The organism is Bradyrhizobium liaoningense (assembly GCF_018130955.1).
In the GTDB taxonomy this organism is placed as follows: Bacteria; Pseudomonadota; Alphaproteobacteria; order Rhizobiales; family Xanthobacteraceae; genus Bradyrhizobium; species Bradyrhizobium liaoningense_C.
Map to the genome: position 1 here is coordinate 84,220 of NZ_JAFCJM010000011.1, position 13,327 is coordinate 97,546.

Annotated in this window: 12 protein-coding genes; 11 read left to right on the forward strand and 1 reads right to left on the reverse strand. The window is 65.5% G+C overall.

Features of this window, described 5'->3' with window-relative positions:
• The first annotated feature begins 4 nt into the window (after window positions 1-4).
• The 8 genes from JQ632_RS11980 to JQ632_RS12015 all read left to right on the forward strand — a co-directional run bounded on the left by JQ632_RS11980 (window position 5) and on the right by JQ632_RS12015 (window position 8,914).
• Window positions 5-958, forward strand: a complete 954-nt coding sequence (locus JQ632_RS11980) for a sugar-binding transcriptional regulator (RefSeq protein WP_212402520.1) — start codon at window positions 5-7, stop codon at window positions 956-958.
• 387 nt (window positions 959-1,345) lie between these two features.
• Window positions 1,346-2,659 (forward strand): sugar ABC transporter substrate-binding protein, encoded by a 1,314-nt coding sequence (locus JQ632_RS11985; protein ID WP_212402521.1) that lies wholly within the window; start codon window positions 1,346-1,348, stop codon window positions 2,657-2,659.
• 82 nt (window positions 2,660-2,741) lie between these two features.
• A complete protein-coding gene (locus JQ632_RS11990) occupies window positions 2,742-3,614 on the forward strand; it encodes a carbohydrate ABC transporter permease (RefSeq protein WP_212402522.1) in 873 nt (290 codons plus the stop codon).
• Window positions 3,615-3,617: 3 nt separating this feature from the next.
• A complete protein-coding gene (locus JQ632_RS11995; protein WP_212402523.1) occupies window positions 3,618-4,448 on the forward strand; it encodes a carbohydrate ABC transporter permease in 831 nt (276 codons plus the stop codon).
• A 14-nt stretch (window positions 4,449-4,462) separates the two neighbouring features.
• Window positions 4,463-5,470, forward strand: a complete 1,008-nt coding sequence (locus tag JQ632_RS12000) for an ABC transporter ATP-binding protein (protein WP_212402524.1) — start codon at window positions 4,463-4,465, stop codon at window positions 5,468-5,470.
• Between the two features lie 33 nt (window positions 5,471-5,503).
• Window positions 5,504-6,277 carry an SDR family NAD(P)-dependent oxidoreductase gene (locus JQ632_RS12005; RefSeq protein WP_212402525.1) on the forward strand — a complete coding sequence of 258 codons (774 nt, stop codon included), beginning with the start codon at window positions 5,504-5,506 and terminating at the stop codon, window positions 6,275-6,277.
• 28 nt (window positions 6,278-6,305) lie between these two features.
• Window positions 6,306-7,967, forward strand: a complete 1,662-nt coding sequence (locus JQ632_RS12010; protein ID WP_212402526.1) for an FGGY-family carbohydrate kinase — start codon at window positions 6,306-6,308, stop codon at window positions 7,965-7,967.
• Between the two features lie 11 nt (window positions 7,968-7,978).
• Window positions 7,979-8,914, forward strand: coding sequence for a carbohydrate kinase (locus tag JQ632_RS12015; RefSeq protein ID WP_212402527.1), 936 nt, complete (start codon window positions 7,979-7,981; stop codon window positions 8,912-8,914).
• A 21-nt stretch (window positions 8,915-8,935) separates the two neighbouring features.
• On the opposite strand, the gene JQ632_RS12020 is transcribed toward JQ632_RS12015, so the two are convergent.
• Window positions 8,936-9,823, reverse strand: coding sequence for a LysR family transcriptional regulator (locus JQ632_RS12020; RefSeq protein ID WP_212402528.1), 888 nt, complete (start codon window positions 9,821-9,823; stop codon window positions 8,936-8,938).
• Between the two features lie 123 nt (window positions 9,824-9,946).
• Here JQ632_RS12020 and JQ632_RS12025 point away from each other — a divergent pair, with 123 nt between their 5' ends.
• From JQ632_RS12025 to JQ632_RS12035, 3 genes are all read left to right on the forward strand, one after another.
• Complete coding sequence (locus JQ632_RS12025; RefSeq protein WP_212402529.1) at window positions 9,947-11,371, forward strand: amidase; 1,425 nt, start codon at window positions 9,947-9,949, stop codon at window positions 11,369-11,371.
• Window positions 11,372-11,483: 112 nt separating this feature from the next.
• Window positions 11,484-12,434 (forward strand): ABC transporter permease, encoded by a 951-nt coding sequence (locus JQ632_RS12030; protein WP_212402530.1) that lies wholly within the window; start codon window positions 11,484-11,486, stop codon window positions 12,432-12,434.
• On the forward strand, window positions 12,431-13,327 hold the full coding sequence (locus tag JQ632_RS12035; RefSeq protein WP_409363478.1) for an ABC transporter permease: 897 nt from the start codon (window positions 12,431-12,433) through the stop codon (window positions 13,325-13,327). Before JQ632_RS12030 ends, JQ632_RS12035 begins: the two co-directional genes overlap by 4 nt.

Consider the following 13,327-nt stretch of genomic DNA (forward strand, 5'->3'; position numbering starts at 1 on the left):
AGCCATGGCCGCGATCGAGAACGAAAAGTCCAGGCTCGACGATGCCGCGCGCGCCGGCTGGCTCTATTTCATTGCCGGCCATACCCAGGACGAGATCGCAAAAATGCTCCAGGTCTCGCGCGCCTCGGCGCAGCGGCTGGTGTCGCTGTGCCTCGCCGAGCGTCTGATCACCTTCCGGCTCGAACACCCGATTGCCGCCTGCATGGAATTGGCCGCGCGCCTGAAGGACCGGTTCGATCTCGTGCATTGCGAGGTGGTGCCGACGGATCCCGGCGCGCCCCAGGCCCCGGCCGGAATTGCCGAGCGCTGCGCCAACCTGCTTGATACGACGCTGCGTTCGGAGACGCCGGTCATCGTCGCACTCGGCACGGGGCGGGCGGTGCGCGCCGCGGTCGAGCGCGTCACGACGATCGAGCGGCCGAATCACCAAATCGTCTCGCTGGTCGGTAACATCTCCGCGGACGGCTCAGCGAGCTTCTTCGACACGGTGGGGCGGCTCGCCGACCGCACCGGCGCGAGGCACTATCCGATGCCGCTGCCGTTCCTGATGTCGTCGGAGGACGAGCGCAACAAGATGGTGCGGATCGAGCCGATCGCCAAGGTGAAGGCCGTCGCCGCCAAGGCTGATCTGCGCCTCGTCGGCATCGGCCAGATGGACCAGAAGGCGCAGGTGCACGTCGACGGCTTTGTCACCCGCGACGAATTGTTCGAGATGATGCGGCTCGGCGCGATCGGCGAGATCACCGGGTGGGCCTATGACGCAAAAGGGCGCCTGCTCAAGGGCGGCACCAACAAGCGCCTGACCAGCATTCCGCCGGAAGTGCCGGCGAAGACGACCACGATCGGCGCCGCGCTCGGGCCGGCCAAGGTCGTTGCGATTGCCGCCGCACTAAACGGACGGCTGATCAACGGCTTGATCACCGACGAAGCGACCGCGCGCGCGATTTTGGAGCGCTAGGGAAGCTGGCGCGGCAGCGGGACTCGGCTCCCTCTCCCGGTTGCGGGAGAGGGGTGGGGAGAGGGTGTCTCCGCTCGCGATGCTCCCCAAGAGGCGAAAACCCTCACCCGTATCGCATCTTCGATGCGATACGACCTCTCCCGCAAGCGGGAGAGGTGACCAACCCGCGGCGGCATCACCTCTCTCGCACTGCAGCACGTCTCTCAGTAGCGCGACTGCAACAAAGTACCAGCTTTTGCACCCAGGGCTCTAGGCGCGTCGACCGTCCCACCCGAAGCTCAAACAGCGGGAAGATGTGTGCGCCTGCTTGACAATCAGCCTCCCTTGATGTGAACATACGCTCAACGCGTGAGCAGATGCTCAAAACGCGAATGTAGGGAGGTCACCGTGAAAAAAGTCCTAGGCGCCGTCTGCGGCGCGTCTGCGCTTCTGCTTTCCTTTCCCTCGATGGCCGAGACGACCCTGACGATCGCCACCGTCAACAACGGTGACATGATCCGCATGCAGGGGCTGACGAGTGAGTTCACGGCCAAGAACCCCGACATCACCGTGAAATGGGTGACGCTGGAGGAGAACGTGCTGCGCCAGCGCGTCACCACCGACATCGCCACCAAGGGCGGACAGTTCGACGTCCTCACCATCGGCACCTACGAAGTGCCGATCTGGGCCAAGAAGGGCTGGCTGGTACCGCTCGCCAATCTCGGCGCCGATTACGACGTCGCCGACATCCTGCCGAAGATCCGCGACGCGGTCTCGGTTGACGGCAAGCTATACGCCGCGCCGTTCTACGGCGAGAGCTCGATGGTGATGTATCGCACCGACCTGTTCGAGAAGGCCGGCTTGAAGATGCCGGAGAAGCCGACCTGGGACTTCGTGATCGATGCCGCCAAGAAACTCACCGACAAGGCTGGCGGCGTCTACGGCATCTGTCTGCGCGGCAAGGCCGGCTGGGGCGAGAACATGGCGTTCCTGACCGCCATGTCGAATTCCTACGGCGCGCGCTGGTTCGACGAGAAGTGGCAGCCGCAATTCAACTCGCCGGAGTGGAAGACGACGCTCACGACCTATGTCAACCTGATGAAGGAAGCCGGCCCCCCCGGCGCGAGCTCGAACGGCTTCAACGAGAACCTGGCGCTGTTCAACGCCGGTAAGTGCGGCATGTGGATCGACGCCACGGTCGCAGCGTCCTTCGTGACCAACCCGAAGGACTCCAAGGTCGCCGACAAGGTCGGCTTTGCGCTCGCGCCCAACACCGGGCTCGGCAAGAACGCCAACTGGCTGTGGGCCTGGAGTCTCGCGATCCCCGCCGGCTCGAAGAAGTCGGACGCAGCCGAGAAGTTCATCGCCTGGGCGACCAGCAAGGACTACACCAAGCTCGTCGCCTCGAAGGAGGGCTGGGCCAACGTGCCGCCGGGCACGCGGACCTCGCTCTACCAGAACCCCGACTATCTGAAGGTCGCGCCCTTCGCCAAGCCGACGCTGGCCTCGATCGACGCGGCCGATCCGAACAAGCCGACCGTGAAGCCGGTGCCTTACGTCGGCGTGCAATATGCGGCGATCCCTGAATTCCAGGGCATCGGAACCCAGGTGGGGCAGCAGTTCTCCGCAGCACTTGCCGGCTCGATGACCGTGGACGCTGCATTGACGGCGGCGCAGTCCGCCACCGAGCGCGAGATGAAGCGCGCCGGCTACATCAAGTGATGCCCTCAGCCTCCTGAGAGCCCAACTCGCGGCCATCCAACGAATGGATGGCCGCCTCTTTCCCACCGATGGAGAGTGAGGGATGGCCACCCAGCAGACGCAAACCCTTGCGCGGTCGCTTCTGACCCCGGCCGTCGCGCTGCTGTTCATCTGGATGATCGTCCCGCTCGCGCTGACGCTCTACTTCTCGACGCTGCATTACAGCCTGCTCGATCCCGGCTCGGAATCATTCGTCGGCCTTGAGAATTTCCGCTACTTCCTCACCGATCCCGCTTTCCTCGCCTCGCTGCAAAACACGCTGGTGCTGGTCGGCTCGGTGCTGGCGCTGACCATTTTGCTCGGCATTCCCCTGGCGCTGTTGCTCGACCAGCCCGTGGTCGGCCGCAACATCGTCCGCCTCATGGTGATTGCGCCGTTCTTCGTGATGCCGACGGTGAGCGCACTGGTCTGGAAGAACCTGTTGATGCATCCGGTCTCCGGCCTGTTCGCCTGGCTCACCAAGCTGTTCGGGCTGACGCCGATCGACTGGTTCAACGACGTACCAATGTTCGCGATCATCCTGATCGTGGCCTGGCAATGGCTGCCCTTCGCGACCTTGATCCTTCTGACCGCGCTGCAATCGCTCGACGAGGAGCAGAAGGAGGCCGCCGAGATGGACGGCGCCAGCGGGCTCTCCACCTTCATCTACATCACGCTGCCGCATCTGGCGCGCCCCATCACCGTGGTAATCCTGATCGAGACCATCTTCCTGCTCACGGTGTTTGCCGAGATTTTCGTCACCACCGGCGGCGGTCCGGGCCTGCAGACAACCAACATCGCCTTCCTGATCTATTCGCAGGCGCTGATCCAGTTCGACGTCGGCAGCGCCTCGGCGGGCGGGCTGGTGGCTGTCGTCATCGCCAACATCGTTGCGTTCTTCCTCGTCCGCATCGTCGGTCGCAATCTGGAGGCGTGAACCATGGCACGGATGGCGACGACGCGGAGGGTGGCGGTATCGACGATCGGGGCCTGGCTGGCAGGCTTCCTGATCTTCTTCCCGATCCTCTGGATGGTGCTGGCGAGCTTCAAGACCGAGCTCGAAGCTTTCGCGATTCCGCCGTCTTTTCTGTTCTTCCACTGGACCCTGGAAAACTACGCGACGGTGCAGGAGCGCAGCGACTACCTGCACCATGCGATGAACTCGATCATCATCGCCGGCGGCTCGACGCTGATCGCGCTGTTGATCGCGATCCCTGCGGCCTGGTCGATGGCGTTCTCGCCGACCAAGCGCACCAAGGACATTCTGCTCTGGATGCTCTCGACCAAGATGATGCCGCCGGTCGGCGTGCTGGTGCCGATCTACCTGATCTACAAGACTTTCGGCCTGCTCGATTCCCGCATCGGTCTCGTCTTCATCCTTTGCCTCGGCAATTTGCCGATCGTGATCTGGATGCTGTTCACCTATTTCAAGGAGATCCCGCGCGACATCCTCGAAGCCGCGCGCATGGACGGTGCCACGATCGGCCGCGAGCTCGTCTACGTGCTGACCCCGATGGCGATCCCGGGGCTGGCCTCGACGATGCTGCTGAACTTGATCCTGGCCTGGAACGAGGCGTTCTGGACGCTGAACCTGTCGACCTTGCACGCCGCGCCGCTCACCACGTTCATCGCCTCATACTCGAGTCCAGAAGGCCTGTTCTGGGCAAAGCTGTCGGCGGCCTCGACGCTCGCGATCGCGCCCATTCTCGTCCTCGGTTGGTTCAGCCAGAAGCAGCTCGTCCGCGGGCTCACCTTTGGCGCGGTCAAGTAACAAAAGGCGCTGTCATGGGTCAGATCACACTTCAGGGCGTACAAAAAGCCTTCGGGCCAGTTCACATCATCAAGGGTGCCGACCTCGACATCGCGGACGGCTCCTTCGTGGTGTTCGTGGGACCGTCAGGCTGCGGCAAGACCACGCTGCTGCGGCTCATCGCCGGGCTCGAAGACGTCACGGATGGACGAATCCTGATCGACGGCAAGAATGTCGTCGCCGTGCCGCCGGCCAAGCGCGGGCTGTCGATGGTGTTCCAATCCTACGCGCTCTATCCGCATATGAGCGTGCGCGGCAATATCGGCTTTGGCCTGAAGATGGCCGGCCTCGCCAAGGACGAGATCAACAGCAAAGTCGAGGCGGCGGCTGCGACGCTGAACCTCACGCCCTATCTGGACCGCAAGCCGCGCGAGCTCTCCGGCGGCCAGCGCCAGCGCGTCGCGATCGGCCGCGCCATCGTCCGCGAACCAAAAGCGTTCCTGTTCGACGAGCCCTTGTCGAATCTCGATGCCGCGCTGCGCGTGCAGATGCGGCTGGAGGTGACGCGGCTGCAGAAGCAGCTCGGCACCACCGCAATCTACGTCACCCACGACCAGGTCGAGGCCATGACCATGGCCGACAAGATCGTCGTGCTCAACGGCGGCAAGATCGAGCAGTATGGCTCGCCGCTGGAGCTTTACGAGCGGCCCAACAACCTCTTCGTCGCCGGCTTCATCGGCTCGCCAAAAATGAACTTCGTCACCGGCGAGCAGGCAGCACAGCAGGGCGCGGTCACGATCGGCGTGCGGCCCGAACATCTGAAGATCGAGCGCGGCGGCGCCGGTGGCTGGTCGGGAACGATCTCGGTCGCCGAGCATCTCGGCAGCGACACGTTTCTCTACGTCGATGCCGGCCCGCTCGGCATGCTGACCGTGCGCTACATCGGCGAATTGAGCCTGAGCGCCGGCGACCGCGTGTCGCTGACGCCGGAGCCAAACCGCGTCCACCGCTTCGACGGAAGCGGCAACGCGATCCGGGCCTGAAACACTGGGACAAACAAGAACGGGAAAACCACCATGTACCTGGAAAAATTCAAGCTCACCGGGAAGACGGCCATCATCACCGGCGGCGGGCAGGGCATTGGCCTCGCCTGCGCCGACGCGCTGGCGGAGGCCGGCGCAAAGGTCATCATCGCCGACCGCGACGCCAAGGTCGCCGACACCGCGCGCGCCAGCCTCAAGGCCAAGGGTTTTGACGCCGAGACCGTCGTCATGGATGTCACGGACACCAAGCGGGTGTCGGACGTGGCCAACGACCTCGTCTCGCGCTTCGGCAAGGTCGACATCCTCGTCAACAATGCCGGCATTGCGCGCAGCGAAACGCCGGCCGAGACCGTGACCGACGAGCACTGGCTCAACGTCATCGACGTCAATCTCAACGGCACCTTCTGGTGCTGCCGCGAATTCGGCAAGCACATGCTGCGGGCGAAGAGTGGAACCATCGTCAATGTCGGCTCGATGTCCGGCTTCATCGTCAACAAGCCGCAGGAGCAGTGCTTCTACAATGCCTCCAAGGCCGGCGTGCACCATCTGACCAAGTCGCTCGCGGCCGAATGGGGCGCGCGCGGCGTGCGCGTCAACGCGGTGGCGCCGACCTATATCGAGACCCCTCTCAACGCCTTCGTGAAGAGCAACCCGAAGATGTACGACGCCTGGATCGGCGGAACCCCGATGGCGCGAATGGGGCAGGTGGAGGAGATCGCCTCCGTCGTGCTGTTCCTGTCGTCGGAGGCTGCGAGTTTGATGACCGGGAGCATCGTGCTTGTGGATGGCGGTTACACTTGCTGGTAGGCTTGCGTCATAACTGACGGGAGCGACAATGCCGCAGGCGTATATCGGCGTCGACGTGGGAACATCCAGCACGCGGGCAGGGGTGTTCGATGAGGCCGGCAATCTTCTCGCAACCGCGCGGCATCCGATCAGGACCTGGCACGAGGCCGGCGACATCGTCGAGCAGTCGTCGTCCGACATCTGGGACGCCTGCGCCAAATCCGTGCGTGCGGCGATGGCCGAGGCAGCCATTGCGCCCGAGGCGGTCAAGGGCATCGGGTTCGATGCGACCTGTTCGCTGGTGGTGCTCGACAGGGACGGCGAAGCCGTCACCGTCAGCGCTTCCGGCGACCGGCAGCGCAACGTCATCGTCTGGATGGACCATCGCGCCACGGCGGAAGCGCGGCTGATCAACGAGACGCAGGACGACGTGCTGCGCTATGTCGGCGGCTCGATTTCGCCCGAGATGGAGATGCCGAAGCTGTTGTGGCTGAAGCGGCATCTGCGCGCGAGCTTTGATGCGGCCGGCCATTTCTTCGACCTCGCTGACTATCTGACCTGGCGTGCGACAGGTTCGCTCCAGCGTTCGACCTGCACGGTGACCTGCAAATGGAACTATCAGGCCCATAACGCTAAAGACAATGCCGGTGGCTGGAGCGCGCCGTTTTTCCAGCGGATCGGGCTGTCGGAGTTCGTCACGGAGAAATATACGCGCATCGGCACCGAGATCGTTCCGCCCGGCACGCGGCTCGGCTCCGGCCTGACGCGCGTGGCCGCGGCGGATCTGGGTCTTGTGCCCGGAACGCCCGTTGGTGCGTCCCTCATCGATGCCCATGCCGGCGGGGTCGGGGCGATCGGCGGCCGGGATGGCTCGGGAGGCGTGACCAATGTCTGTGATCGCATGGCTTACATCATGGGAACGTCGGCCTGCATCATGGCGACGACGCGGGAGCCATGCTTCGTGCCGGGTGTTTGGGGACCCTACTACTCCGGCATGGTGCCGGACTTCTGGCTGAACGAGGGCGGGCAGTCGGCCGCGGGTGCCGCGATCGATCATCTCCTCAAGTCGCATCCCGGACATGCCGAGGTCAGCGCGGCGGCGCGCAATGACGGCCTCGATATCATCGAGTTCCTGGAGAAGCGCATCATCGCGCGCGCCGGCAATGCCAGCAGGGCGGCGCTGCTCGCACGCGACATCCACGTGCTGCCGGAGTTCATCGGCAACCGCTCCCCTTACGCCGACCCCGATACGCGCGCAGTGATCGCGGGTCTTGATCTCGACACCGATATCGCCTCGATGGAGCGGCTGTTCGTCGCGGGACTCTGCGGTCTGGCTTACGGGCTCGCCGAGGTGATCGAGGCCTTTGCCGCGCATGGCGTCGCGAGCCGCATGATGATCATGGGCGGCGGGGCGAGCCGCAGCCCGCTGGTCCGCCAGATCATGGCCGACACGACCGGCCTCGCGGTAGCGTTGCCGCAGACAAGGGAGCCGGTGCTGCTCGGCGCTGCCATGCTCGGGGCGGTTGCCGGCGGCGCCTTTGCCTCGATCGGCGACACCATGGCGAGGATGTCGGCGCTTGGCAGGTTGAGCGAGCCGACCGCCGAGGGCATGTCGGACTTCCATCGTCGCAAGCGTGAGGTCTATAAGCTCTTGCGCGATATCGATCGCGGCAGCCGCGCGGCGATGCGCGGTTTCGAGATGGCGCAATAAGGGTCGAGGCGATGCTGATCAGTTGTGGCGATGCGCTGATTGATTTCGTGCCGACCCGCACCGCGGAGGGGCGCGAGGCGGTGATGCCGGCGGTCGGCGGCTCCTGCCTTAACGTCGCGATCGGGATTGCGCGGCTTGGTGCGCCGGCCGGCTTCGTCGGTGGGCTCTCGAACGACATGTTCGGGCAGATGATCGCGGCGCACGCGGCCGCCTCCAATGTCGCGCTCGGCTTTGCGACCCGCAGCGATCATCAGACGACACTCGCCTTCGTGCGTATCGTCGGGGGCGAGTCGCAATACGCGTTCTATGATGCCGAGACTGCGACGCGGAACTGGGCCTACCGGCGCGGCTCCATTCCGTTCGACAGGGTGGAGGCGGTTCACGTCGGATCCACGACGCTGGTCAACGACCAGGGCGCGTCGGAAACAAGAGCCCTGATCGCGGATGCCAGGGTGTCGGCGACGATCTCCTTCGATCCGAACTGCCGGCCCAATCTGGTCAAGGACAAGTCCGCCTACCTTGCGCGCATGGGCGAGTTCGCGGCGAATGCCGACATCGTCCGCATGTCCGACGTCGATTTCACCTATCTCTACGGCAATGAGCTTTACCCCGCGCGGGCGAGTACGCTGCTGGCGCAGGGCAGGAGCCTCGTCGTCATCACCCGCGGAATCGACGGTGCCGTCGCATGGCATCCGGCCGCGGGACAGATCGAGGTCGCCGCACCCGAGGTGACGGTCGTGGACACGATCGGCGCCGGCGACAGCTTTCAGGCCGCGCTCCTGTTCGCGCTGCATAAGCAGGGACGATTGCCCAAGGCACAGCTTAGGGACATCAGCGCCGACGAGCTTCGCCGCGCTTTGTCATTCGCCGCCAACTGCGCGGGCCTGACCTGCACCCGTCCGGGCGCCGATCCGCCGCGCATCGGCGAGATCAGTTGGAACTGGTAGGCAACGCCGCAACCCGCGACGCTACAACCGCGCCACCGCTTTCTCGGCGCATTTGACAAAGTTGCGGATCAGGGGGCTGTGGGAGTCGCGGCGCCAGCAGACCGCGATCTCGATCGAGTCCGTCGCTTCGCGAAGCGGCCGGAAGACGATGCCGCGTGGCGCACCGAGCCTTGCGCAGGCGGGAACGATGGCAAAACCTTCGCCGGCCAGCACGAGGCTCAGCGCCGAATGCACGGTTTCGACGCGGCCTACGACCGGCATCACCACCTGATGCCGCCGCAGCAGCGCCGCGACGGCGGAGGAGGCGGGCTCCTCGTCCGGCTTGGGCAGTGCAATGAGGGGACGTCCCTGCAATTTGCTCATCGGCACCGCGTTGAGGCGGGCGAGCGACGAGCCGGCCGGCACGGCGAGCACGAAGCGTTGCGTGCCGATGCGGGCCACCTGAATCTCCGGATGGTCGATGGCCGGCATGCAGAGCGCAGCCGTCACGCTGCGGTCGAGCACGCGAGCCCGGCGTGTCGAGGCGCTGAGCTCGGCGAATTCCAGATCGACGCCGGGAATGGAGCGGCGCAGCTCCGGGATGAGGCGCGGCAGGATCGCGTTCGCCAGCACGAACATGTAACCGACGGTGATCCGCCCGTGTCGTCCCGCCGCCACCGCGCGCGCCGCTTCGACACCATCGGCGGCAAGCGCGAGCGCCTCGCTCGCGCGCGACAGGAGGGCCTGGCCTGCCTCGGTCAGATCCATCCCGCGCGTGCCGCGGCGGAACAGCGGCGTGCCGATGTCGGCCTCGAGCCGCCGGATCTGGACCGAGAGCGGAGGCTGCGCCATGCGCAGCCGCTCGGCGGCCTTTCCGACGCTGCGCTCCTCGGCGACAGCAACGAAGTAACGGAGACGGCGGAGATCCATAGGCATACCGAAAACGTATGGGTTGACCACCAAATTCGTATTGGACGCCGAGTTAACATGGGTGCCATTCTCGGTGTCAATGCTGACGGCCAATGGCGGCTGCGTTTCAGAAAGAATGATCCGATGACGAGCGGCGACCTCTGCTTTCTCTCCGCGGCCGAGCTGCGCGCGCGCATCGCCCGCAAGCAGGTGTCGCCGGTCGAGGTCACAAGCGCGGTGCTCGCCCGCGCGGAAGCGTTGCAGCCGAAGCTGAACTGCTTCATCACGCTCTGCGGCGACGAGGCGATGGCGCAGGCGCGCGACGCCGAGCGCAAGCTGATGGCCGGGGAGCGGGTCGGCCTGCTCCACGGCATTCCATTCACCGTCAAGGACATCGTCAACACCAAGGGCGTGAGGACCACGTTCGGCGCGGTCCCCTACAAGGACAATGTGCCTGACGAGGACGCCGTGGCGGTGGCGCGACTGCGTGCCCAGGGCGCGATCCTGATCGGCAAGACCACGACCCCCGAGTTCGGCTCAAAATGCCTGACCGACTCGCCGCTGTTCGGCCGTACCCGCAATGCGTGGGACGGGCAGCGCTCCAGCGGCGGTTCGAGCGGTGGCGCGGCCGTTGCGGTTGCAAGCGGCATCGCGCCGCTGGCGGTCGCAACCGATGGCGGTGGTTCGACGCGCATTCCGGCGGCCTGCAACGGCCTCGTCGGCTTGAAGCAGAGCAACGGCGTGATCGCACACAGCCAGGCGCCGGATGCCTTCGGGAACCAGACCTATGTCACGCCGACCACGCGGAGCGTGGCCGACACCGCCCTGATGATGCAGGCGATGGCCGGCGAGGACGCCTGCGATCCCTGGTCGATCGGCATTCCCGCGCCCGATTTCATCGGCACCGCCGCGCCGCGCGGCGATCTGCGCGGACAAAAAGTGCTGTACTGCCTGTCGCCGCCCAACCGGCCGGTCTCGGCCGACGTCGCCGACGCCTTCAAGGCGAGCCTCGACCGGCTGGCAGGCCTCGGCGCGGAGCTCGAGGAATTCTCGGGCGATGGGTACGACATCGAGCCGATCTGGCGGGCCATCAACCACACCGTCTGGCGCACCCGCTTCGCGAAACTGGCGGCCGAGCACAAGGGCGATCTGAGCGAAGCGTTCCTCAAGCAGCTCGCGCTGGCCACTAAGGTGACCGGCGTTGATTACCAGGAGGCAATGTTCGCGCGCTCGACGCTGTTCCGCCGGGTGCAATCGCTGCTTGCGCGCGGCAGTTTGCTGGCGGTGCCGACCCTGACCCGGACCGCGCTACCGATCGACCAGGATTTGTTCGGCACCATCGAGATCGACGGCCAGCATTTTGACAGCGTGCGGCCGCATTGGTTCCCCTGGACCATGCTGTTCAACATGACCGGTCACCCCGCGATCAGCCTGCCATGCGGGTTCGGCCGGGACGGACTGCCGATCGGTCTTCAGCTCGTCGGCCGCTTCCGTGCCGACGCCGAGCTGCTCCGCGTGAGCGCGCTGTTCGAGGCCTCGCAGGACCTGTTGTCCCGCTGGCCCGGCTGAGGAGCGGGGACGTGAGGGGGGCTTGCGCTGGGCATCCGGACATGTTGATCGTGCCCAAAGGAAGCTTTGAGACCGGAAGCCTTGTCCTGGTGAGCCCTGAGCCCGAGAGCGCATGAGCGTATTTGTCCTACGGCGGCTTGTGACCTTGCTGGCGACGCTGGTCGGCGCGTCCCTGATCATTTTCCTGGTGCTCGACGCGCTTCCCGGCAACGCCGCGCAGATGCTGATGGGCGCCGATGCCTCGCCGGATGCGGTGCGCGCGCTCAGCGTCAAGCTTGGGCTCGATCAGCCGCTGACGCTTCGCTATCTGCAATGGCTGAGGGGCATGGCGGTCGGCGACCTCGGCAACAGCTATGTCTACGGCACGCCCGTCGCCGGCCTGATCGCGGAACGGCTGACGCTGACCGTTCCGCTGGCCATCATCTCGATGTCGCTCACCGTGACGCTGGCGCTGTCGGCCGGGATCTACACCGCCGCCAACCACAACAAGCTCGGCGACGTCGGTGTCATGTCGCTGACGCAAATCGGGATCGCGCTGCCGAACTTCTGGTTCGCCATCCTGCTGATCCTGCTGTTCTCGGTGCGGCTGCAATGGCTTTCGGCGGGCGGGTTCGCCGGCTGGGAGGATGGTATCTGGCCGGGCGTGAGATCGCTGCTGTTGCCGGCGTTCTCGCTGTCGGTAGTGCAGGCCGCGATCCTCGCCCGTGTCACGCGCTCGGCCGTGCTGGAGGTCTTGCGCGAGGACTTCGTGCGCACGGCGCGCGCCAAGGGGCTGGGCAAGCGCGAGGTGCTCTGGAGCCACGTGCTGCGCAACGCCATGATCCCGGTCATGACCGTGATGGGCCTGCAATTCGCCAACCTGCTCGCGGGCACGATCGTGATCGAGAACGTGTTCTACCTGCCGGGCCTCGGCCGTCTCATCTTCCAGTCGATCGCCAACCGCGACCTGATCGTGGTCCGCAACTGCGTGATGCTGCTCGCGGCCATGGTCGTCATCGTCAATTTCGTGGTCGATGTGCTCTATGCCTTCATCGATCCCCGCATCAAGGTTCACGACCTGTGAGCGACCCGCTGACCGCAGCAGTCGGCTTGCCGACGACCGCAGTGCCGTCGCGACCTGCGACCGGCTTCTGGCGCCGCGCGTTCCGGCACCGCAGCTTCGTGCTGGGCGGCGCGCTGGTGTGTCTCGTGATCGGCTCCGCGCTGCTGTCGCTGGTCTGGACGCCCTGGTCTGCCTACGAGATCGACATCGCCTCAAAGCTGCGGCCGCCGTCGTGGTCGCACTGGCTCGGCACCGACTCCTTCGGTCGCGACATCGTCTCGCTATTGCTGGTCGGGGCGCGCTCGACCATTTTGGTCGGCATCATCGCGGTCGGGATCGGGCTCACCTTCGGCGTCTGCCTCGGGCTGATCGCCGCTGCGCGAAGGGGATGGACGGAAGAGCTCATCATGCGCATGAGCGATTTCACCTTCGCTTTTCCCGCCGTGCTCTCCGCGATCATGCTGGCCGCCGTCGTAGGTCCCGGCATGGTGACCTCGATCACCGCCATCGGCATCTTCCAGATCCCGATTTTCGTCCGCGTCACGCGCGGCTCGGCCAACGCGATCTGGGCGCGCGAATTCGTGCTGGCCGCGCGCGCCTCGGGGAAGGGGGCGTTTCGCATCACCATCGAGCATGTGCTGCCGAACATTTTGTCGATCCTCATCGTGCAGGCGACGATCCAGTTCGCGCTGGCGATCCTGGCGGAAGCCGCGCTCTCCTATCTCGGGCTCGGCACCCAGCCGCCGCAGCCGTCCTGGGGGCGCATGCTGAACGATGCGCAGACGTTGCTGTTCCAGTCGCCGATGCTGGCCGTCTATCCCGGCGCTGCGATCGCGGTGGCGGTGCTCGGCCTCAATCTGCTCGGCGACGGATTGCGCGATCTGCTCGATCCTCGTCTGGCGCGGGAGCGGTGA